Source organism: Brevibacillus laterosporus (genome assembly GCA_007833815.1).
Classification (GTDB): Bacteria; Bacillota; Bacilli; order Brevibacillales; family Brevibacillaceae; genus Brevibacillus_B; species Brevibacillus_B laterosporus_D.
In genome coordinates this window covers 96,154-120,633 of sequence record CP033461.1, presented here as the reverse complement: position 1 = coordinate 120,633, position 24,480 = coordinate 96,154, and the positions used below count along the sequence as shown (strand labels likewise).

Here is a 24,480-nt window from a genome sequence, read left to right as displayed (position 1 = left end):
ATAATAAGTATTTAATCTTTAACCCTAGTAGTTATATTCTCTATACTTAGATTCAATAATCTCTACCGTAGAAACAGGCACATTCACCTTATTATCTTGCTTGAGTAGTTTAAGCAGTGTGCTTGAATAATCAGCATCCATACTAATTGACAACATAGCTGGAGTAGATTGTGCATACATTCTTACATCAATCTTTTTGGCTCCCACATTAAGGTTATTTAAAGCAACCCTTCTTATCGTATCCTCTAGTCCGTCTTTCATCAAATAGGGAGGATCTCCGGTTCTTAATGCTGCCCAATCTTGATGTTTAATAATGGCCTGTCTAGCTGCTGCTATTGCCGAGCTTCTAAAATCTTCTTTCGCATAAGTAACTATATACATATCCTTAAATAGAGCCATGAGAAAAGCCAAAGCTATGAAAAAAGCAAACATTTTGGCAGTACTATCCATGTAAATTCTCCTCTCTATTTTTGTATAGTAAATCCTTGTACATCGACAGCATTTCCAAATTCTTTACCATAATGGTTGTACCAAGGAGCTATTTCACCAAATATGGATTCAGATCCATTCCAGTCCCAGCTTGTATTAATCCCCATAGGATAAGGTAAATTTGGATCAACCCGTCTATAGATATAATCATCGTGTGGACTACCAGAAATAATATATTCTTCATCCCTACATATTGATAATCTCCTTGGTACGGAAGAATAGGTTGTCTTACCTTCAATATCTGTGTGAGAAATTATATCTGTTCCTGCACCATTTCCAAATACCGCAAATGGATATGTTCCATCTTGCTGATAAAAGCTAGTGAAATATCGATTTTTACCATCTACAAACTTGGCCTCCCCCAATTGAAGGGGATCACGTGTAGGAATGTAATCAATCATCTCAATATCTCCTTGACCACGTGTGATTTGTGCTCTTGGAAATATCCATTTGTTTCTTTCAGGGAGAAGATCCACGCTTGGCAAGATTACCTTTTCTCCATTTCTCTTTTTATCGAACTCAGATACAATTTTTGTGAAATCATTACTATTTCCGATATGGGGATTGGAGTTGGTATACTCAGTATCCATACTATATTCGAAACCCATACCAGCCTTAACAGTCGTTGGTTTATACTTGGATTGTATGTTGACTGATTCGTAATATTTACCTGTACAAATCGAACAACCTGTTGGAGTACAATTGCACCAAAATTCATAGGTTCCTGATACTGCTGAGGTAACTGTGGGCTTATCAGCACACGTCGAACCATTCATTTGCTCTGGAAGGATTACTATCTTTGTTGATTGATAATTGTCGTCAAATGTAATCTCCTCAAATTTATGATTAGGTGGATGCAGAATAGCTTCGAGCTGATACGTTTTTGAAATTGTTGCTCCTGTTACAGGGGTTTTCCATGTAAATGGAATTTTAACTTCTTCGCCAGGATTAATATGAACTGGCTCTCTACCAATCTCTTTTCCATTAAACCTAAGAATTAGATCAACCGGTTCCGGTTGCACACTATCCTTTATATTACCGACTGTTACCAGTGTAGTTACACTCTCTCCTTGTCTATAAGTGCCGCCCTGAACATCTTTTACGTAGAGGTTTATATCATTCATAAAATCAAAATGAGAAATATCCAAGTTATTATCAAAACCATAAAACTCTTTTGGAGGAGCTACTTGATAGGGATTCAAAAGTCCATAGACTACTTTAGTAATTGGCATCTCTACAGTAATGAACTTTTCTTCTCCAACTCCTAGCGTTATATTATTAACTTCTCCAAATTTTGATTCCCTGTTACCTTGTCCATATTCCAAGGAAGTATTAATTGGTTGCGTGGCTCCCAATAAATCTCTCTGCCTTACTGGGTACATTACTGATATACCTGTCGATGTCTTATCTAATAAAATTGCTCTCCCGATTTCTAAATCTGGCAGCTCATATTGAATTAATATTTTTTTGTTATTATCGCCATAGTTAGTTTCGACAGGTGATTTATCAGGATTCAATTCTACTTCTAAATATCTCTCCATTCTGTTGTTCATTTGAATAACTACTGGTATCGGAATAACGGTTTTTCCAGTCGGAGAAACCTTGACTATCTGCCTTTTCCATTGATTTTCATCTTCCCATTTCCATTGAAGAACCGTATCGAATTCCTCATTTAAATCATTCTGAATAATAGCCTGTATCTCTTTCGATTCTCCTTCTTGTTTAATGAATAGAGTGTCTGGTTGAACGTGTAAGATTAAGTTTGGGACACTCCCTACTATTACAGTTACTTTATATGGAGATGAAGTTTGACCATCCTCATCCTTAGCTGTTAACACAATTTCATAAGTTCCTTTTTCAAGATCGACAACCCCGCTATTGGAATTATTCTCTAGCCATTGGTCCTCGTATATAATAGTTTGTGAACCAGATTGCCTATTAATAAGTATAAGAGTAGCCAATGCTTTTCTACTTTGTGAATAGCTTTGTAGCTGCAAATTATAGCTTATCTGACCAGGCATAACATATACTACGGGATTTTTAGATCCATTAATGCTTAGCCATTCAACTATTGGAGGCTTATTACTTGAAAAAACATTAATTGACGGTGTTATCATGACTAACAGAGTTAAAGTAACAATCAATGAGATGTATGGTTTTAACCTATTCACTGTCCGCCCCCTTCATTTGTTAACAAAGTATTAATAGGATTCATTAAAACTTCAGGATATACACTGCTTGCTACTAACCCATATTTTTGCTCTGATGCTTTATTCCAAAAGCCATTATCAACTAAAGGAGACGGGAAAAGTAGACTATACTCCCCTTTATATTTCTTTTGAGGTAGGGAAATCTCAATTTTTGTTCCCTTACTTAACACGTACCTATTAACTTTAGCTCCATTTGAATCTGTAAGATACGCTATTAAAGCTTTATTGTCTTTTGATAGATTTTCCAAAAACACTCCCTTCTCACTTTTAGTTATTTGATATTGCCAATTATTAAGATAGTAGCTCGTCTGTTTATCATTAATTCTAATAGGCTTTCCAATAGATTCCTGTCTTCCTAAATTTCCATTTATGTTTTCAATAACGGTACAAAGAGAAGAATTAAATTGTATTCCCCATGTTAAAAAACCCCCTATTTTCATTTTGCTTCTCTCAGAAGTCTCCATGAAATAAAGAGGTTGCTTTACATCATCCATATGAAGCAAAACAGGTTGATTACATACCAGTTGGATATCATCATACATGAACTCAATTATTATGTTTTTATATCTCTGATAGCTATCACTAACAGTTAATATCAGTGTGTTCTTACCCTTTTTTAAATACTGCTTATAATTGGCCATATCTCGTGAAAAGGTGAATTTATATCCAAATTCGCCCTCTTTACCTGTTGATTGGTCCTGCGATAAGACTAATTGATCTGGATTTGATCCACTCGATAAAGGAATCCTTGTTCCATTTAGATCAACATAAGCGTACCCACCTGTTCCCCAACCTCCATAAGCTGTAAAGGAAGCTTGAAATGTAAACGGCTGCTGACTGTTGATCATCGTGGTAACAGATCCATTTTGTAGGAATGAAGCGTTTGTGATGACTGGGAAAGGGGTTAGGATATTCATTGCTCTTCCTGAGTGATCTTTCCTTGGTTCCTCTCCGCCTTGGCTCTTAATTGAATCTGTGCTACCACATGGCTTTCCAATATAGTTAACACATTGATTCCCATACTTATCTAACGAATCTGTGGCTCCAGACAAGTAGGCTACGTGTCCAGCAGAAACCCAATAATAAACACGCTCTTGACCAGTACGTTTATCAATTTCATAGGTTTTGTATATTGGTTTTGGCAATTTACCCTGAGCTAACTCTTTTAGATACCCCTCGACTGTCTGAGAAACAAATTCAGGATTACCATTATACCTTGAAGCAATCTGTCTTATCTTATTTATGCGTTCTGCTGGATTGTTAGGTAAATAAATCATACTGTATCCAGTTAAACCTCTAAAGTTTTCTCCTTGATTCTCAATAAGACGAAAACTAGTAATCGCTCCGTTCTCTACTACTTCTTTTTCAGATTTCACTAATATATATTCCCATTGATGGACCTCTGCTTTATGTAATTCATTTTTTGCAGTAGGGGTAGGAGAAAAATCACCATAGAAATTAATTTCTTCATTTAAACTGTGTGGATGAGTTACGCCTGCACCATAGATAGTAGTACATAAAAAAGAGACAGCCATAAAAACGGCTGCCAGTAGTTGAAGTTTTTTCACTTTTATTGTCCCCTCTCTATGAACCACCAATAATTTTTAGAGAAGGATACTCAATGGCCACTGTTCCAAATGCCGTCCCATCTTGACCATGTAACTCAATTGTTCCTTTGACATCACTTAATTTAAAATCAAATGTATCATTAGGTTTTAGATACTTTGTTTTCACGACATCTTTATCAGTATCGTCTGGAATGAATTGTACTAAGACAAATCCTTTGACCTTTGAACCAATGGTGCCTTTTAGTGTTCCGTTTTCAGCTTTAAAGGACTTTACCATTTCCTTCATAGCTTCCACGTTTTCAGCTTGGCCCGGACGGATCGGTGGTTTATGAGTATCCTGTGATCCATCGAAAACATCACCGGCTCCCCCTGGTGGTTTTACGTTAGTATTCCCTCCTGGTAATGATCCATTATTTGAAGAACCGCCGTTAGTGGAACCATTTGACGTATTTCCTGTGTCTCCTTCAATGGCTCCGGTCCAATTTTTTGTGTAAATTCGAACTAACTTTTCCGAGTTAGACCATGTGACTCTAGCCTCAAAACTTTCAGAAACAAAACGCAATGGTACATAGGTACGGTCATTTTTTACTACTGCTTGAGCATCAAATGTGATTTCTTGACCATTAACTAATGCCTTTTTCTCTCCAATTTTGAGCAGAATTACTTTTCCATCTTTATTCAAGATTACCTTGTGATTTTCTTGATCCCAATCAACTTTGCTGCCTAATGCTTCAGAAACAAATCGTACCGGAATCATAGTTCGATTGTTAGACGTGTCGAGATACGGCTTAGCATCTGGAAATTTAATGTCTTTCTTGTCCACTTGTACGTGGATGTCATAGCTTTGAGCGCTTGCTTTTACTTCACTAGAAATAGTTACGCCAGTAGCTATACCTAAACCAAGCGAAACGCACATACCCATTCCTAATAATTTCAAAAAAAATGACTTACTCTTTTTCAAATTAATCACCCCATTAAGAACATATGTTCCTGTAAACTTATTTTACCATTTTTTCTTGAATCCATAAGCTTTATATTACCTTTTCTTAACCAAATTTTATATAAAAAAGACCCTCCTAGTTATTTTTAAGGAAGATCTTTTTTAATGATGATTTTTTGGCTCGTGTATACTGTCAATAACTTATAATCTCATTTTACAACAAGTGTATTCTTTTGACAACACTTTTGTATTCATTAGAGAACAGTTTTGTATTCTAAAAACAAAAGAGCGCCTTATGCAGGCGCCCTTGGTATTGACTATTTTTTTAATCCATTCTTAGAAATTACTTCTAAAATGATATTATTCTTTTCTAGATAAGCATTATCGACTTTTGGTGCTGTTCTATTAGGAGTGGTAATTACTATCTCTTTTTGAAAACTATACTTTCCATCAGTAACATAGACAACCATTGTATACCTGGTATTATCATCAGTTTCAAATCTAACTGATGAAGGTGTTAGATTTTTTTGTTTCCCGTCTAATGTTGCAGAGACCGTCATGCGCGTTGTTTTTAATAATTTGACATCTACCCACGCTTTTCCAGAGTTACGTTGTCCATCGGTTTCATACTGTATAGAGTTAGCAATTTTCTCGGCCTCTTCAGTAAATTCTTTTGGTAAAAGCTCCGTACCTGGAGTTGTAAAGGTATACTCTTTTTTCTCTATAAACTGACCATCGCTTATTGTTACGATCATTACATAGGTTTTATTTCCCTCTAAACCATTAAATATTGTGACTGATTTTGAAAGTTCTTTTGTAACTCCTATGATTTCACCTTTAATAGTCCATCCACTACTAAATTCTTTACCAACTAGTGCCTCTGCCCATGCCGATCCTTCTTTTGGATCAGCTTTACCAAAAACTTCAATAGAGCCAAAAATAGAATCAGCTTCTTCTTTAAAAATTTGAGATGAGCTCTTTCCTGTACTTACCTTAAACTGACCTATATTTTCAAATGAACCATATGGACGTAGTACTTCAATTGCTAACTCATAAAGATTATCTGCATTTAGCTTCTCAAATAAAGCTATCTCATCCGTTTCAATTTCTTGATCACCATTCAGAATTACTTTATATTTCGTACCCTTTTTATTTTGAATGTTACCCAAATCAAGTTTTATTGAATCATTTGTAGTTTTTATCGTAGTATTACTTTTGGTAGCTAGGTCTGAAGGAGTTACTACTGTTACAGTTTTTTCTACTCGTGATTTTTTATCTTCCCCTTTTTGAATTCCTAAGGTGATCTGATAACTAGCATTCAATTCTAATTGAGGTCCTATCCACTTCTCTAGATCATTTACAGTATCCATTAACGTTGAAGACGCTATTAATTTTCCTTCGCTGTCCTTTATCGTGGCATCAAACTTCTGTTTATCGTTAATATCTTTAAGCCCATCAATATTTGTTTCCTTATCACGATTTACATCAATATTCAAATCTGCAATGGTATCAGGAGTCGGTTTCCAAGTATCTATAGTTGTTGTAGTCTGATGTTTGATCCATTCAGTCATTTCATTATTAGCTGAAATTATTCTAGCCTCATATTCATAACTAGTCACATTTTCTAATCCTGACTCACTAATTACTTTACCATTAACTTCTGGTTTTCCTTTTTCTCTTCTCGCTTCAATTTTGATATTATCTGGATTTTCCCTCGTGTCTACATTGATAGAAACAGAGTCATAACTTATTTGACCATCACTTAAGATAGGGGATTGTGGTTTAGTCCACAGCGTTATTCTGTTATGTTCAGATTCCTTTGTATTGACTGCCCAAAATTCGTATGTGTATTCACGTCCAGGAAGAACAGTATTGTCAATAAATTGATCTCCATTTGTCTCTATCGCTTTTTGACTATCCTGACGCTTCACATAGTACTTTGTAGCTCCCTTAGATAAATTAAATCTTAAACTTATAGATTTATCAGTAGAATTCTGTTCTGCTAGAGTTGGCATAAGTGGAGCCTCAACTAATGATAAGACAGGTGAAAAGTCAGTCTCTATGTTTGAACCGTTTTTTGCTTTGATTCGTAAATAAACTATTTCTCCATCCTCTAACGTAAAAAGAAGGGTGTCCCCTTTCGTATGAGGCACCCATTCTTCTACGATATTTGAGTTTATAAAATCTGGATTACTTGATCTTTCTAAAAACATTTTTGTTCCAGGAGAGTTATTTGTTTCAATTTCAATCTCTTTGGATTTCTCCAACTCACTTTTAATTTTTATAGTAGGTACAGTAGCAAGTGTCCATTCTACTTTTGTTGCCTCGGAAAAAAATCCTTCTGCAGCTATTAATGACTGGGGAGAGACAGCAAGAAGGACCGTTAACACTAAAGCTATTTTATTTTTATTCATCTAAGATACCTCCCAGCTATTCTTTAAATCGAGCAAACCCTTTGACAATATATTTCGTATTTGATGATAATTTCTCAAACGTATGTTGTAATCCATCTTTAGCCCATCCCTTATCATCCTCTGTCCAATCCAAAGCTTGGATTTCAGAATTATCGTCGCCGAGGATTACAATTCTATATTCAACAACTTCTGAACCAGTTGAATTTGAAATAAGTTTGATTTCGATCTTGTCTGAAGAAGGCACTGTCTCTATAGTAACCGGTGTGGGTATTGTACCCGTTTCCAATTCAATTTCAGCTGTTTCAAATACTTTAGGGTTTTGAAGATTGTTTCGGGCTTTAACATATACTTTATATAAGCCGGGTTTTAAATTATTAAATTCATACTCTGTACCATTTATCCATTCGCTCTCAGATATTTTGGTTCCATCCGGATGAACGATTCTATACTTGTATGTTGTGGTGCTCGGGTTATTGTTGTTATCAATTTCAACCCTAATTGTTGTCTCTGTAGAAGAAAGTTTTCTTAGATCAGTAGGTGGTTTAACATCGGACCAAACTACTAATTTTTCTGACGGTTCACTATCTCCTGTCTCATTACTATGTACAAGAGAAAATTCATATTTAGTATCGGGTACTACTCCTTCCAATTTTTTAGAAGTTTCTGTTGGTACGATCGTAATAAGTTCATTCTTAGCATCAAGCAATTTAGCATTTGTTCCTGGCACCAATTGCCAACTTAAATTAATATCCTGATTCACAATTGATACTACTGGAGGATTGGGCTTTGCAGGCTTAGTCAAAAACTCACCTGTAAGATATTTTCCATTAGTTTGCTGAGGATTATCTTGATTATAAGAGTAGGCTCTAACAAAGTATTTAGTGTTTGGTTTTAAATCCTTTAAATCAGCTATTAAGTTATCCATAGATTTATCTTGTTTCATTTCCCATGATTGATTATCGAGAGAAATATCTACTGAATAGAAGGTATTTTGTGGATTCTCATTTGCATCGTAATTTACCTTTAGTTTCACATCTGTAGTCTCCACTTTATCAATTTGCAATTGAGAAGGAGTATTGGCCAACGTCACAGCGTCTACCATTATTTCTGAAGATGGACTAGCAGCATAAGCCATTATAGGAGACCAAATTGATAATAAACTAACAGCAGTGAGGAGTCCTTTTTTAGTTTTTGTTTTATTTATAGCCACTAACTCTCTCTCCTTTTTATTTAACATACCTTGCATTTTTACTTTGAGGAGGCAAACAGCCAAAAGTCCTGCCAAAAAAAGCAAAAGGGGGGAAGTGTAAATCTACACTCCCCTCCTATATACATGTTACCAGCCCATAGTTTTTAAAGTATGATCTAGCATTTCTGCCAATTCAGCTCGTGTCAACGGTTGGTTTGGATTTAATTGTCCTTTGGAATCACCTTTCATAATTCTTGTATCGATCTTATCGATAGCCCAAGAAGGAGTTGAACTTCCATCAGAAAAGGATCTAACGTTCAATGGTTGGAACTGATACGAAGGAATAGCTGTCAATGCATTAGTGATAAATACTCCTGCTTCGGCTCTTGTTACAAATGAGTTCCCATTGAAGTTATTCCCGAAATGTTGCGGTATTACATTAGCTTTCTTAAGAGGAGCTACATAAGGTTTTGACCATTTCGGAACTCCCTGTAATTGTGAAATCATAGAATTCTCTTCTTGAGAAGATAGCTTACTAAGTACAGTATAAAGCGTGTAATCCTCTGGCTTAACAGATACTCCTAGAATTCTCGATAATGTTGTAGCCAATTCAGCTCTGGAAATCTTATTATTAGGCTTGTAGATGTAAGAGCTATAACCTTTCTTAACATCATAACCCTCAAAAATACCGACTCCAGTTAAACGATCAATAGCATTCTTAGCCCAATGACTAGATGTATCGGTAAAACTAGGTTGTTTAACCGCAAATAAAGCATACCAAGTAGGAGATGGGGATGTAGTCGTTACCGTAGCAGTTGCAATTCCCCCATTGTAATTTACTTGAGTTGGAAGAGCTACCCATTTATTAAAGTAGTTATTCCAGTAGTAGCCTCTAAGTTCTTTTCCCTCTGACTTGATTTTACTAACTTTTGAAGAATCGGTTAAAGATAGTTGGATCTCATTGGAACCTGATTTCATTTCTACTGTCTCTTCCAATGAGATGTGCCCTGCTTGTCTACCTAGCAATTGATTACTGCTTAAGTTGCTTACAGAAGGCTTAGTAGGTAATGTAACTACAGAATTATTAGAGTTGACTACCTGACCAGAAGTATTTGATTTAGGTCTCTTATCTTCTTCCCTAAATACAGTAATAGTATATTTAGCCTCATTGTCATCTTTATCTTCTATAGTTATCTTTATCGTATTTCTACCCTCATCTAATCTAACTTCATCAGAGAATTCATTCTCCTTTGCTTTCTTTCCATCGACTTTAATCGTTGGTTTCTTTACGTCAGTTTTTACTTTAAACTTAATATCTTTCTCTTCGAATGGAACTACTATTTCATATTTAAATCTATTTTTCTTAAACTTAGGATCTAAATCTCCAAAAGATGATGTAATTTTAGAAGCGAAGATATCTTTTTCTTTGTTATCAGGTTCAGGTTTTACTGGTGGTTCAGGTTTTACTGGTGGTTCAGGTTTTACTGGTGGTTCAGGTGTCACTGGTGGCTCAGGTGTCACTGGTGGCTCAGGTGTCACTGGTGGTTCAGGTGTCACTGGTGGTTCAGGTGTCACTGGTGGTTCAGGTGTCACTGGTGGTTCAGGTGTCACTGGTGGTTCAGGTGTCACTGGTGGTTCAGGTGTCACTGGTGGCTCAGGTGTCACTGGTGGTTCAGGTTTTACTGGTGGATTTGTTCCTCCATTACCGTTTCCATTGCCATTTGGATCAGTAGGATTTGTAGTTCCCTGATCTCCTCCGTTTCCGTTATCCTCTGGTGTTTTGACATCCACTTCGATTGGCTCAGTAGTTACTATTTCCCCATTAGGACCGTCTTCTAAATAAGCTACAACTGAATAATGGTAATTCCCCCCAGGTTCTAGACCATCCTCAGTGAATGGAATTTCTCCTGAACTATTAGGCTTCATATTTCCTAAGTCTCTTTTTTCTCCAGTTACGGTGTTGACGTAATTCACATGATAAGTACCATCACCATTAGGCTTGTATGACCAGCTAGGGTTACGATCTACCCCGTATGCCTTTGCTCCACTTACTTCCTTGAAATCAAATGATACTGTAGTAGGTCCAACTTCCGGTGCTGTAGGTGGTTCGATTTTAATATCTTCTGGAGTAGTAACCTCATAATTAGTTGCTACACTCACTCCATGTTTGTTTTTTGCTGTTAAAGTATATTTGTATGTTTCACCAGGGCCTGTGTGCTCATCTTTAAAGATTGTCAATTTTCCTGAATAGACAATTAGGCCATCATCACGGGTTACAACATACTCATCAGCACCCTCTGATTGATTCCACCGTAGAGTTACAGAATACGGTTGTATCTTACTAGCTAAGAAATTTTCAGGTTTAACAGGTACTTCTCCTGCTTCTTCATCCTTATCTGTTTTAACAATCATAGAAGCTGGGAAACTTTCTTTTTTATTATCAAATCCTATAGCTATTAGTTCAACCGAATAATCGGTATTTGGGGTTAAGTTTCCGATAACAATAGGAGTCTGATCTTTCAATGGACCAGAATATTTAACTTCTCCGTTTAACTTTAGGTTGTATACCCCTGCATTATCAACTTTATCCCATAGGAAGGAAAGTGTATCTTTCGTTTTAGAAGTCAATTTTAAGTTCTTTGGAGTTTCTACTTGTTGTTGCGGTAATGTTTTACTTATTAATTCTGTTGGAGCACTAGTAATATCTTTATTTGTTGCAGTTAAAGACAGCTTATATTCGGTGTCAGGAGAATTAGTAATGTACTTATAATTACTATCCTTACCGGAATAAATTACTGTACCATTTGATTTTAAAGTGTACGAATGATCCGGTTTAGCATCCCAAGATACGTCTATACTGAAATCATTAGAAAGAGCTTTCAAATTCTTAGGAGGGTCTATGGAAGGTGTCTCATCTCCTACTGAAACAACCCTATAAGGATTGGCTTGAGTTCCTTCTCCCTCCACTATGGTATTTTCTTTAAGTTCCACAGTGGCATATACATTAAAGGGAGTTGAAGAAGCATAGTCCAAAGTCTCATTATATTGGAGTAAACTATTGTTTGGACTCATCAACCCCATTCGCTCTGATCCCGAAAATTTGTAACTTAAATTGTAGTCCATAGCTTCTTCGAATGAAGGCATTCCTACATAAGCTTTAGGGGTAGCTAGAGTGTTCCCAAGTCTATTTTTTATCTCCCATCTTCTATCTACCAAATAGGATTTCTCTTCATCATCAAAGGAGTTTAGAAAATCCGAATTCAAATAATGTCCCACTGTACCAGAAACATTAGGGGTAAATAGCATATTCGGGGAATTTTCAAAAGAAGCACCCTTTTTAGCTGGGTAAGCTGTTTTTAAATAATTCTTCCCAAATACGTTCCAAAGCGTTCCACCTAAAAGTACAAACTCTCCTTGTTTTACATCCTTGTCCCCTAAAACAGTTTTTAATGTAGGGTAGTATTCTTTATTCAAATCTATGAATATATCCCTAGATCTTTGAGTAGTCTCACCATTAAGAGAGACTTTCAATTTCAACTCTACTATTCCTTCACTGTTAGCATTTTTTTCATTTAAAATGTTAGCCAAGTAAAATCTATTCCCAGTTTTATTTTTATTTACAAATGAAGAGAGTGTACTATTTTCTTTAGTCATGAAAGTCCTTAAAGTAGTATGTTGATCGCTGTATTCTCTATCAAAAGTATTCACAATACCAGCTCTCTCTACGCTAATATCCCCAAATATTCTGTCTAGATCTATCTCCTCCGGTTTGACTTCTTCAGCCCTTACTGGATCTAGTGCTAATGATGCCCCAGTAAGGCTCGGTCCGACTGCTACTACACTTAGGGCAGTCAGTGACACAAAGAATTTCTTTAAAAATTTCCTCAAGTTAAATCTTCCTCTCCTGATTTTTTCTAATTTTATTTTTATGAACTGATAAGATTAACCCAACGCTATTTATCTAGAAAGACCAGTTAAGGGCTGCTACTCGGAACACGCTATCTACTTAAAACGAACCTTAATCTTTCCTTGATACTTCGTATTTACATTAAGATTGGTAAACGTATACTTAACCTCATCCTGCCATTTATCCTTTCCAGGGAAAGTCATAATAGGTTCTCTCTCTCCCTCCTTATATAACTCAAATTGATACTCCACTGGGAATACATACTGTTGTGTGTCCGTAATAGTAAATCCGGTAGTTGAAACTCCTGACACAATACCTACAGGATTAGGCGGTGAAATTTTAGTTATTTCATGCTCTGAGATACTTACATTTCCTGCAAGATCTGTTGCTTTTGCTTTGATTACAGCATTTTTGGTCATTTTAAAAGGAATTTTGTAGTTTTCCCAAGCATCCTTGTCTATTTGATACTCTTTTTTGATAGAATCTGTAGAAAAAGTGATTGTAATAGTTTTGGTATCTGAATATCCAGGTGGCTCCTCGGTTATCGTCGGTTCTAGAGGTGGTGTTTTATCAACAGTGACCTTCTGGGAAGAATCTACTTTTTTTCCTCCCTCAATATCTTCAGCCGTAATGACTATCGTCTTAATGCCTTCTGATAGGTCCTCGATATCGGCTTTATCAAACTTAAAAGTGAATGGTTTAGGTGTCCTAGTATTAGTAAAGGTTAGTTTTTTTGAAATATGATCAACTGTAGCAGTAACCTCTACCTTATGATCATCTGGATCAGAAATTGAACCGGTTACAACTAATGAATCGAATCCATCATTTAGTGAAACGTACTGTTTATCAGTTTTTAAATCAGCTATGACTGGATCTTCATTTGCTGTAAAGTTTAGAGCAACTTCATAAGCATAATAATAGATCGTTGCTGCGGTTACTTCTCCCTCATATTCTTGTTTGTATTCGTATACGCGACTATCGTAAGAATCTGTAGCTACGGTACCACTATAAGACTGAGTATAACTATAAACAGCTGTGGAAGGTTTTGTGACAAGTCCCGAATAATTGGCGCTTGCCGTCATACTCCAGTATTCGTTCGGATTTTTTCCAGAACGGGTGCATTGCCCGAAAGATATTGAGCCAGTACGAGAAAGGGTTCCACTATATCCACCTTCATTATATGAAATGGAATTAGGAAACGACCTTCCCGCATCCCACTCCGCTTCTAGACAAGAATTCATCTTTCCACTTGATGCGGATTGGGTTTTAGAAACAGTCTTAGTATCGGCTGGTGATCCACTTACTAGTGTTTTAATCACACTTCCACTTTTATTAAGAGTTCCTTTATATCCTCCACTGTCATACGAGATTGAAGATGGAAAAGAATCTGAACTACTGGTCCTGGTATCTGAAGCAGACTTAGAATAGCTTGGGGTATAAGAGCCACTCACCAATCTACTCGTTGAGCTACCTTTTTTAGTCAGGCTTCCTGAATAACCTCCACTGTTATAAGAAATCGATCCACTAAAACTATTTGAAGAACTCGTTCTAAATTCGTTTACTGTTTTTTCTGGAGTTAGGCTTCGAACAGCCGTTCCATTAGAAACATTAATTGTTATTTTTTCTCCATTAACTGTATGAGAGACTTGCCCATTATCTACTGCTATTGAATTAACTTTCTTTAGATTTTTTATAGTGATAGTCTGAGAAGGAGTGCGATTTGTGCTTTCATCAAATTTGATAGTTTGAGAGGCCGCCTGTACCTCATCTAAAGTAGAAGAAGATAACAAACATACAATGGCTAGAGCAATAACTCCGATTTTTCTAATTACGTTCATTTGCTACCACCACCTAAATATTTTGTTTAATCCATCTGACTAGAATACTTGCAACTTCAGCTCGGGTAGTATTTCCATTAGGTCGGAATGTTCCATCTGGATATCCCTGCAATAACTGAGCTGCCACTACTTTTCTTACTTCTTCTTTATATTTAATCTGATTACTATCTGTAAAACTCAATCCCTTTGGTGTTGGATTGACTTCTTTTGAAATCCATAGACCCATTTCTTGCCTTGGAATGGTGATTGAAGGTTGTAATTTTCTTATTGGATAGTTTGCAATCGAAATGTTACCTCTTTTTTCAAGCTTCTTAACAGAAGCATAAAACCAATCATTTTTGTTTACATCATGAAAAGTGGTTAGGTCGAGTAAAGGCATATCTTCCTTTTTTACGTACTGTATAGTTCTCTCGAAAAGAGCAGCAAATTCAGCTTTTGATATAGGGTTATTCGGTCGGAATGTTCCATCTGGATACCCTTTCAATAGTCCTAGACTTACCATATACTCAATATCTTTCCCTGCCCAATGACCCAATGTATCTTTATAGGTAACTGGATTAAAGGTGATCTTAGTGCCTCCTTCATTTAAAAGTTCCGTTTTTTCAGAGGATGAATTATCACCTCTACTATTCCCACTACCTTCTTTAACTGGAATAGTTATGACTTCAGGTTCTTCTTTATTTGGTTTATCTTTTGGTGGTTGAATAGTGATCTCAATATTTTCGCGACCATACCAAAATGATAGATCAAGGAAATTACCATCAATATCGTAGAGGGTATATTCCTCTGTCTTTTTAGGTATTTTTACCTCTTCTTTTTTTTCAGCAAAAACTGTATTTTGTCCACAAAGAAGGAGACCAACTAGCAAGACATTCCTCATTCTCATAAAATTTGTTCCCCCTATTCCTCCTAATTAAATGGCACTTATAAATTAAGTAGATATTTCTTTAGCTAGATTCAAAAAGGATGCCTCATTTAGGCATCCCTTAAATAGTCATATTAATTACAGATTCATTATCTTTTTCCAAAGAAGATTTCCCATAACCCTTTCTTTTTATTATCTAGCTTATAGTCTGGAATAATCTCTCCCATTATCTTTACCATCTCCTGTGAAAATGGATTATTAGTATCTTCCTGAACCATCAATTTTCCCTTATTGTGTATGGCTCTCATTCCGTTTACTTCAGGTAAATAACCAATTATTCTTAAATCAGAAAGGGTCTCCTTGCACTTTTTACGGTTAATTACATTTCTTTCTTTCTTTATTGGTTCCATATTGACGATAACGTGTAGTTTATCTAGGTCAAGTTGACGTAATTGCCAGCTATTAATGTAATCTCTACTATCTTTTAAAGTGGCAATATCATAATCAACAACCAATAATGTCTTATTCGCAATAGTCATAACCGCACTTAATAATTCATGTCGCTCAACTCCAATATCAATTACTACAAAATCAAAAACTCTTGCAAGACTCGTCAATATATAATTCATCAATTCAACTGAGCATTCATAACCAAAAGGTATGCAAGGAAGAACATAAATTCCATCTGGATGTTTAATTACTAGTTTTTGCAAAATTTGTTTGTCTGTCAGTTGCACTCCACTTTTCATATATGATTCCCATGATTTAAAATTGATTTCTGCTTTGAAACCCATCCGGGTTAAGACATTACCATGTGGGCACATTGCATCAACAATAATAGTTCTACCTTTGTTTGTTTCATGTAAAAGTTGAGCTATAGACATTGAGACTGTCGTCTTTCCAATGCCTCCTTTACTTGAAGTAACAGCAATTACTTGCCTACCACCAGTTGGTTTTATATGCAATTCTTCAAGTCGCGCATAATTAATTGTGTCAGTTATATTCGATTGTATTTTGGATTCCTCACTGGCATCGATTGTTTTAACTTGTATAACAGATCTTTCATTGTTTTGTACAGAGTCGTGTTGGGGCATCCCTCCTTCCAACAGCTTCTTGTTTTTAGGCTGTAAACGAATTGTTTCATTTTCTTCTCGAGAGTTAGATATTGGATCAACACCTGGATTCCTCTCAAGTAAGTAACCTCGTCTGTCTAAATAATCTTCTGCACCAGATCGAATTGCAGATCGAAATTCCTCCATATTGTTTAAATTCTTCCCCAGTGCGTAAACTTTAACATTTTTTAAATATGGCATTAAATGTTCATGTTCAGGATACAGAATATAAACTACTGTTACTGAAATATCTAATTCTGCTAACTCCCCAAACAAAGTTTCAGGGCTAACAATTTTTGCATTTTCTAACTTAATTGGAACAGTAGATAAAACTTGTTGATTTGATGTGACTAACATCTGATTATCTCTCCTCTTCATTTTTTATTTTGCAAATGAAAGTTTTCCAATTACTCGGAGCTTCCAGTAACCCACTACTTGAAAAGAAACGTTTTTGAATTTGTTTCCACTCACTAGATGAAATTCTTGCTGATGGATCAAGTATCTCGTTACTTTCATATATTTCTAAATCTAATTGCTTACATGCCTTTTCGCTTGCCTTTATAAAAGTAGAATGGGAAGTTCCTATAAAATAGACTGTTTTTAAATGCCTTTTTCCAAACTCATACAATGTAAGATGATCTTTAAGGTAGTCTCTAAGTATTCCTATTTGGGTAGTTTTTTTATCAGGCACCATAACGTGCAATTCGTACCATACTTCTTGATCTGTCTCTTTAAAAACAAATAAACTAATTTGCTTAAGACCAATTTTTCTGGATCTTTTGTAAGCAATTCTTTTTATCCATGTCCGACCGATCGCTCCTACAAATCCAATTGTAAGAAATAAAAAATAGGAGAGAATAACCAGTGGTTTATTCCCTCCTATAACACATAAAATTAGTATTACAATCAAAATAATAAGAAAAGCCATATCTAGTTTTTGCCACTGTCTAAGAAAATGCATTCGTATAGGCATCATTTTGATCAAGAAAATCACTCCATTCCCATTAATGCTGCTATATGATCATATTTATAAATTTTCAATAACTCATTTACTAATAGATCATCATTGATAGCTCTGGGAACGCCTTTTTCAATACTTTGATACACATCTCTATATCTAGGTAATGATGTAATAATCGGTAATGATATTATACTTTTTGGGTTACCGTTATTGCTTTCCATATTCCAGACCATTCCAGTCCATTTAATTCCCTGAATAGATTTTGATACTTCGATGGAATGTGACAAGTCAGAATCTACAATAAGGATGTTCTTACCATCCGAATTACGAATGTACTTTTTTTCTCTTGTCTCGATAATGACAATAGCATCTGAACGAAATGGTTGATTCTGATATCCACTGACAAATAACGGCATATCAGAAAGCGTAAATGGGAATGTAGGCGAATCAAACCAATTTCTTACTTTATTCGAGATGTCCATATAATGAACACTCTTCCCTGTACGTGCTAATGCAATTGCTAGATTAATACCCACAAAGGTTTTTCCTGTGGCTTCAGGAGAATACAAGTAAATCGCATTTATTTCAGCAATAGGTTCCTGTTTGATTGATTGAACACAGACTTCTTCTGACTCTGAATTTTTATTCTTATCTACTGCATCCCCTCTTTCTCTTTTCACTAAGTTACTTACTTTGGCCATTTGATTTGTTATAGAGGAGGAAACATTACTTGTAATGCCATGTAGAATTTGTTTTTTTCCAATGAACAGTTTCTGTGATAAAGTCCCTTCTTCTTCCTGAGTATCTTTCACATTTGGTAATCTAATTTCAATAGCATCTTCTTTATCACTGTCTATGCTTTTTAAAAATAAATCTGTCTGATTCAAATCATTTTCTGATTGAAGAGAGTCAAACTTGTCTTGACCTGGAGTTATTTTTTCTAATCCAGACTTACTTTGTAACTCCTGGTTTAACACTACTTGTAAAGAAGAAAACCAACGATCGATTTGCAGGTTAAAATCTTTCTGGCCAGTATAAAGTAGAAGGGGAAGACTCATCGTTTTGACTATCTCAGTTAGTTTACTACCCTCAGCTGCAACAATACCAGTTACTCCCGTCTTCAAAAAAAGTATCATTTCCTCAAAATCCTCTAATGGTTCAGAAAAACTTATATTGTCTTCATTAGGGAAAAAAGATTTGATTTTTTTAAAAATACTCGGAGAGGATACTATAGCTATTTTGATCAATTTATCACTCCTTCCATTAAGGTGAACACAAATAAACCTCCCTTTGAACAAAAGGGAGGAATAAATATTTCTTTAACTGTCTTAAAGAGGAACATGTTGAGTTAATTATATTTTACAACAGTGTATTCTAAAAGACAACAAAAATGTATTCTTTTGAGAACACTTATTTAAACCAGGAACGAACCATTTTAGCCATATCACTTAGTAAATCTATAAATGTTGGTATATCACCTAAAATGACTAAGCTTGCAAATGTCCCAGCAATTACTATTAATCCACTCAGTAACATCTTCTTACTGAAAATGGCCCCCACTAAAAACATTAAAACCCCAATGAAGATACCAATGGCAGTTAATGGTATAGACAAATTTTCTCCTTTCTCAGATAAGTCTACCTCCATTTTCTGAAGTCCATTTGTAATTTCTTTATTATTCATTGCCTCGATCTTCAGACTCTCTCTTCCATCCTTTACTTGTGCACTTGCTTGAGCACATCCCAATGTCAAAGTTAAGAAAAAACCAACTAACATAAAAGTAATTACTTTTCTAAACATACACTATTCTCCTACTTTCTAGGTTTATACGTCATCGGATCTCTAGCATTCTTTTTTCCAAAACTATTCTCATATAGAGACCAGTGCAAGTGTGGACCCGTACTTTGACCTGTCGAGCCTACTCTTCCTATTAAATCTCCTACTGCTACTTGCTGAGACTTTCTTACATGTATCGTTGATAAATGACCATATAGAGTTAAATAACCACCATGTTCAATCATAATGGTATTACCAAAGCCTCTCATTGTTGAAGCGTAAACAACTATTCCTTTTATTGGAGCATATACCGGAGTCCCAGCTGGGGCAGCTAAATCAGCACCATCGTGATAAGCTGTTTTGCCTGTAAAAGGATCAGTTCTGTATCCAAAATAAGAGGTTTGCACGAAGTCTTTCCCAATAACTCCCAATAACGGTAGTGTCCCTGTCCACTCTTGAGGTGCCTTACCTTCCTCTTGATTACCATTGCCATTTTTGATCTGATCGAAGATATCCTGAGTCTCTTGATGATTTGGTGATTCACTATAAACTAGAGCTAGTTCTTCCACCATCTCAATATCCTTTTGGGGAAGCTTATACGATTTCAGTAGCTTGATTAATCTATTTTCATTTTGGTCCAACGTTTGCGTTTCAACTTCGTCTAATACCCATTTTTCAATTATCTTGGTTGAAGTGGTCACTATTTCTTTTCGATAATTTAATTCATGATGCTGATTATAAGACTTTACTTTGGTAAGTAGTTGTACTTTATATTCAAACGTCACCCAGTATGTACTTCCATCTTCTGTTTCTCTTTTTTCTTTAACGATTACAATATGAGGTTTCCAAATAAAATTGGGCTTTATAGCTTTATAATGTTTTTCAGGTTGAGGGTTTCTATTAATCTTGTCATTCATTGTAGGATCACCAAGAATTCGATCAACAGCTGCTAAAACAGTCCAATCTAATGCAAAAGACTCTGCTTGTTCATATTGACTAGGAGTGTACACTTGCAGTTCTTTGGACCCCAAATCCTTAATAACAAGTTCTTTATAGGTCTCCCCTAACTTCTTATCTCTTTCTAAATCCCAATCTTCGTCCCCTGTTGTAAAAAAGGCTAGTACTCCATCAGTTTGCAAATAAGTAACTGGTAGGATATATATCATAGCTATTCCTAGAAATCCTACTACTATTACTAATAATATTGGGATTGATATAGTGAAAATCATACGTACCAATGATTTGACTATGTTACTTACAAAGTTCATTCCTTTCCCCCTAATAAAAGAGAAAAGCCTCCTATTGTGGATTAGGAGGCCTATTCATATTCACATGATCTACTACTTTTTTAGGAAGCTCCTTTCGAGAACTCCCCACCATTTCATCATTTTTATTCTTTTTTTCAGTTGATTCTATTGAAGTCCTTATAGGACTCCCCATAGTTTGTTTATTAATTGATGAAGGCTCCAAATTAATATTAACCGATTCTCCTGCTCTACTATTTAATTGAGGAGATACCTGGGCAATATTATTAAAAAGAGAAGGATTGTTTTTTTGTACTGAGTTTTTCAGCATTTGCTCTTTTTGTTTCTTAGGAATGTACGCTTTCATAGTTTGTCCGGTGTATGGACTAATTTGTGGCTTTGTTGATTCTACTGTTGGCCGTGGTGTAAACTTCGAACTTACATTACCATCTTCATCAACCTGTCTATTCATATAGTTCATTCCTGATCGATACTGAGCTAAATATTGATTAGACAATCGAGAATATTCTTCAGTAGAAGATTTGGATTCTGTAGCTTCTGGTTTTGGCTGAATCTGATTTAGAGATTGACTTGAAGAAAATCCAGCTTTTTGTCTATTACTCATACCCATAGTACTATTCATTATTGTTGATCCTATTTGTGCTCCCATGCCCATATTACCAGTAATTGCTGTTACCGCAGATCCTACTACTGCTGCTCCAGTTCCTAGTGCAAATGCTCCAGCAGCATAAGGTGCACTTTTGACTGAAGCCTTTCCTAGTCTTTGACCAGTTTGTTTTATACTGGAAGTCATTTTAGGCATCAGAGTAGACATATTAGGTGAAGAAATAAAAGCACTTGCTTGCCCAACTGTCTTTGGCTTTGTAGTAGGATTAGAACCTGCCACTATCGGTTCACTTCCATGACTCGGTTTTCCTCTAGATAGCGCAGAGTATTTGTGTGATTTGTTTAATCCATGCATACCATTCAATCCCATAAAGGAAACAGCTGCTCCCATTAAGCCTCCTGGACCACCTAACGCCATTCCTACAAATATTGGAATGGTCATCAATATAATTAAACCACATGTCAATATTATTAGTTTTGACATAAAGCTAATTCCAAACAGGATAACGTAAAAAAAGCCTAGAAAAAGTGCTTGGAATCCCTGCACTAGAACTATAGATAATAGAGAACGAAACCAAACATCAAAGGATCTTCGACTAGCAGGAAAAATGGAAGAATAAGCTACAATAGGAAAGTACACAAAGTGAGCTGCTATCATCATCATTCGCATTGTATATTGGAAATTAAAAAGAGCTACGAAACATACTGACGCAAATAAAAGAGACGCAGCTGCAATTCCAATACCTGCCCCGATAAACGGAATGGCGGAACCTCCCGTGATGAGTGCTGAATATGCTCCAGCTAGCCCTCCCTCAACTACTGAGATAGCTCCAATTCCTCCAGCTGTTTCCCCACCGCCAATTGCATAAACTAGTAGATTAAAGAAATTTAACCCTTCCGCACTGATACCTATTTTTTCCAAGCTGGATGTAAACGCCAAATAACCTATCTTTATCAAAAAAGTATTAATACCAAATACCATTTGAAACAGGTAACTACCAAAATACATTGCGCAAAGGTAAACTAAAAAACCATTAACCATATCGCGGATACTCGTCTGTCCTTCTGATGTACCTGCACGAAAAGCTATGATTAACATCCATGTTAGTAATGCTAGGACAAGTAAATAGCCGATAATTGAAGTTTGTATGCCAAAAATATTTACAATTGATTTCCATACTTGCATTGGAAAAAGACCATACGCCATTGAGTTATCAACCTTAAGTCCAAACACTAGATCGTTAATATCCTGAAGTCCAATAAAATTTATAATCCAATTGGGTATTGCAACAATCGCATCTGCAATAAGTTTTTCAAAAACACCTGGTTTTTCCATTTCAGTCTGTTCCGCATTTTCAGTAACCGGTGAAGAAGGTAGGTTAGTAAGTGCTGAATTATTAGTAGAGCATCCTGTTACAAGGAAAACTAAAACAACCAAGATTATTAAGCACCTTATGCTTCTCATGAAATATTCTCCCAGTTTTCTCCATCTGTTCTATATCTAAAAAACTCATTTGTAGTTGCTTGCAATCGTACTATAGTAGATTCCTCATCTACTTTTAAAATACCGACCCCTTTTGGAGCATTTAATAATCGCATGGCCTCACCTTCTGATAAATTAAATTTTCCTATTACTGCATCAATGTCAATACTCTCTTGTCGTAATAATAACTTTGTAGGACTATTCTTTAAAATACCCATTCCCTGTGGTACTCGTAGTAATACTTCAAATCCTTGTGTTGCAATCCAAATGCCTCCATTTAGCTTCCTGATTTCACGGTAAAGGTTTTCTAGTCCAATGGCATCTTCTTCTCTTTCCAACATCTTCTGAGCTTCTTCAACAAATAATCTCTTTGGTAAGCGATTGCGTTTTACAAAGTTTTCAGTCAACCACTTCATACTTACAAACATTCCTAACGGCTGCATCACTTCTTTATCTAATCCCTCTAAGCAAATTGCCATTGGTCGAAATTCTGCTAAATCAAATGTACTCTCCCCATCAAATATTGAACGCGCTCGATCTTCACTTTCTCTGGTAAACATTTTAATGAAATCAATTACACCTTCTAACTTAGGTTCCTTTTTCATTAGTAGATAGTGATCGTATAAAGTTGGCATTCTTTTGTATTTCTTATTCTGATTGTTATCATATTCATATAAACTATCCGGATCAGAATTGATCTCGAACATTTTATATAATTTTTGAAGGGTTTCATAAAATGAGACTTTTACCTGTCCAGTTAGTTCATTAGAATCTAGTAAGGTAACAATTTTGTAAAGGAAGGGTAAAATTGATTTGTATGAATCCTCCAATTTTACAACTCTCTTTCCATTTCTGTTTGTTTCTTCACGCACCTCGTATAAATTAATACGGTGATGATTCTCTACTTCTGGGTTCAGTTCGACGTAAATTCCATCCATAGAGTCTATGAGTCCCCAGTATTCTCTATGTAAGTCTATGATTGCTGTAGGAACACCTAAAGACCATGTCCTTTTAGTGATTATTTTAAAAGCAAATGACTTACCTGACCCCGATCTTCCAAATATTAGACCATTTGAATTTTCTAATGGTGGGTGCCAGTTATCATAGAAGACAGGACGATTATAATGGTCCAAACCAAGCAAAATGCCCTTTCTATGTGATAGACCTCCATATCCAAAAAGAAAGGTGTCACTCACATTACTGGACTCCAGGGGTTTATAAGTATCATTGAATTCCGATCGTGGTCCTATCCCTATAGCATGACAAAATGCATTTAGCTGCCTAAGATCTGTCGCCCGAAAAATCATACCTATACTCTGCATTGATTTTATGATTAGGCGGCTTATTTTTTGTAATGCATCATATCTATCGGTTCCAATACTCAGAAAGAAAGATGTGTCATAGAGTCTTTCCTCGTTAGTTCTCAATCTTGATAATTGTTCTTCTAAATCAACCTTTTCTTGAGCTAGTTTGCCTCTTAGTGCTTTATTAGTGGTATCTTGTATCTCGACTTCCAATTCGCTTACTCTATTACCAATTCTTTCTTGCTCGATCGATACATCAATAGGTTCAACAGATATAGTAAAATCAATTTCTGCATCACCATGAGCAAGTAATAATCTATCGAACATTCCAATCCAAGTTGTTCTACCAGTTAGTTTTGCATACCATGTTCGAATATGTTTACAACCAGTAATATTATTACCAAGCTCTATTCGGTAGTCACCAAGATTATCCCGTTCCTTTTCTATTAAAACAGTCGGAGACATAATACCTGCCTCAGTTGATGTAAAAGCATTTGACTCATCATTTGGCTTCATAGTTTTATTCTTTTTAAACCAAAACAAGATAATCCCC

Annotated in this window: 16 protein-coding genes; all 16 read right to left on the bottom strand. The window is 35.7% G+C overall.

The window, feature by feature from the left end; translation table 11 throughout:
* Positions 1 to 24: 24 nt before the first annotated feature.
* Positions 25 to 450, bottom strand: coding sequence for a hypothetical protein (locus EEL30_00645; protein QDX91012.1), 426 nt, complete (start codon positions 448 to 450; stop codon positions 25 to 27).
* Positions 451 to 464: 14 nt separating this feature from the next.
* Positions 465 to 2,660, bottom strand: a complete 2,196-nt coding sequence (locus EEL30_00640; protein ID QDX91011.1) for a hypothetical protein — start codon at positions 2,658 to 2,660, stop codon at positions 465 to 467.
* Positions 2,657 to 4,267 (bottom strand): hypothetical protein, encoded by a 1,611-nt coding sequence (locus EEL30_00635; protein QDX91010.1) that lies wholly within the window; start codon positions 4,265 to 4,267, stop codon positions 2,657 to 2,659. The genes EEL30_00640 and EEL30_00635 overlap by 4 nt, the downstream gene beginning before the upstream one ends.
* Positions 4,268 to 4,283: 16 nt before the next feature.
* Positions 4,284 to 5,228, bottom strand: a complete 945-nt coding sequence (locus tag EEL30_00630) for a hypothetical protein (protein QDX91009.1) — start codon at positions 5,226 to 5,228, stop codon at positions 4,284 to 4,286.
* Between the two features lie 296 nt (positions 5,229 to 5,524).
* Positions 5,525 to 7,621 carry a hypothetical protein gene (locus tag EEL30_00625; GenBank protein QDX91008.1) on the bottom strand — a complete coding sequence of 699 codons (2,097 nt, stop codon included), beginning with the start codon at positions 7,619 to 7,621 and terminating at the stop codon, positions 5,525 to 5,527.
* Positions 7,622 to 7,637: 16 nt separating this feature from the next.
* The gene (locus tag EEL30_00620; protein ID QDX91007.1) at positions 7,638 to 8,915 is read right to left on the bottom strand and encodes a hypothetical protein; all 1,278 of its coding nucleotides are present in this window, start codon (positions 8,913 to 8,915) and stop codon (positions 7,638 to 7,640) included.
* A gap of 42 nt (positions 8,916 to 8,957) precedes the next feature.
* The gene (locus EEL30_00615; GenBank protein QDX91006.1) at positions 8,958 to 12,698 is read right to left on the bottom strand and encodes a hypothetical protein; all 3,741 of its coding nucleotides are present in this window, start codon (positions 12,696 to 12,698) and stop codon (positions 8,958 to 8,960) included.
* Between the two features lie 114 nt (positions 12,699 to 12,812).
* Complete coding sequence (locus EEL30_00610) at positions 12,813 to 14,555, bottom strand: hypothetical protein (GenBank protein QDX91005.1); 1,743 nt, start codon at positions 14,553 to 14,555, stop codon at positions 12,813 to 12,815.
* Between the two features lie 13 nt (positions 14,556 to 14,568).
* Positions 14,569 to 15,441 carry an S-layer homology domain-containing protein gene (locus EEL30_00605; GenBank protein QDX91004.1) on the bottom strand — a complete coding sequence of 291 codons (873 nt, stop codon included), beginning with the start codon at positions 15,439 to 15,441 and terminating at the stop codon, positions 14,569 to 14,571.
* Positions 15,442 to 15,569: 128 nt separating this feature from the next.
* The gene (locus tag EEL30_00600; GenBank protein QDX91003.1) at positions 15,570 to 16,910 is read right to left on the bottom strand and encodes a hypothetical protein; all 1,341 of its coding nucleotides are present in this window, start codon (positions 16,908 to 16,910) and stop codon (positions 15,570 to 15,572) included.
* Positions 16,894 to 17,517 (bottom strand): hypothetical protein, encoded by a 624-nt coding sequence (locus EEL30_00595; GenBank protein QDX91002.1) that lies wholly within the window; start codon positions 17,515 to 17,517, stop codon positions 16,894 to 16,896. The genes EEL30_00600 and EEL30_00595 overlap by 17 nt, the downstream gene beginning before the upstream one ends.
* 5 nt (positions 17,518 to 17,522) lie before the next feature.
* Positions 17,523 to 18,740 (bottom strand): hypothetical protein, encoded by a 1,218-nt coding sequence (locus tag EEL30_00590; protein ID QDX91001.1) that lies wholly within the window; start codon positions 18,738 to 18,740, stop codon positions 17,523 to 17,525.
* A gap of 163 nt (positions 18,741 to 18,903) precedes the next feature.
* Positions 18,904 to 19,293 (bottom strand): hypothetical protein, encoded by a 390-nt coding sequence (locus tag EEL30_00585; GenBank protein QDX91000.1) that lies wholly within the window; start codon positions 19,291 to 19,293, stop codon positions 18,904 to 18,906.
* Between the two features lie 11 nt (positions 19,294 to 19,304).
* On the bottom strand, positions 19,305 to 20,537 hold the full coding sequence (locus EEL30_00580; GenBank protein QDX90999.1) for a M23 family metallopeptidase: 1,233 nt from the start codon (positions 20,535 to 20,537) through the stop codon (positions 19,305 to 19,307).
* Positions 20,538 to 20,568: 31 nt separating this feature from the next.
* The gene (locus EEL30_00575; GenBank protein QDX90998.1) at positions 20,569 to 22,605 is read right to left on the bottom strand and encodes a hypothetical protein; all 2,037 of its coding nucleotides are present in this window, start codon (positions 22,603 to 22,605) and stop codon (positions 20,569 to 20,571) included.
* Positions 22,602 to 24,470 (bottom strand): DUF87 domain-containing protein, encoded by a 1,869-nt coding sequence (locus EEL30_00570; protein QDX90997.1) that lies wholly within the window; start codon positions 24,468 to 24,470, stop codon positions 22,602 to 22,604. Before EEL30_00570 ends, EEL30_00575 begins: the two co-directional genes overlap by 4 nt.
* Between the last annotated feature and the right edge of the window lie 10 nt (positions 24,471 to 24,480).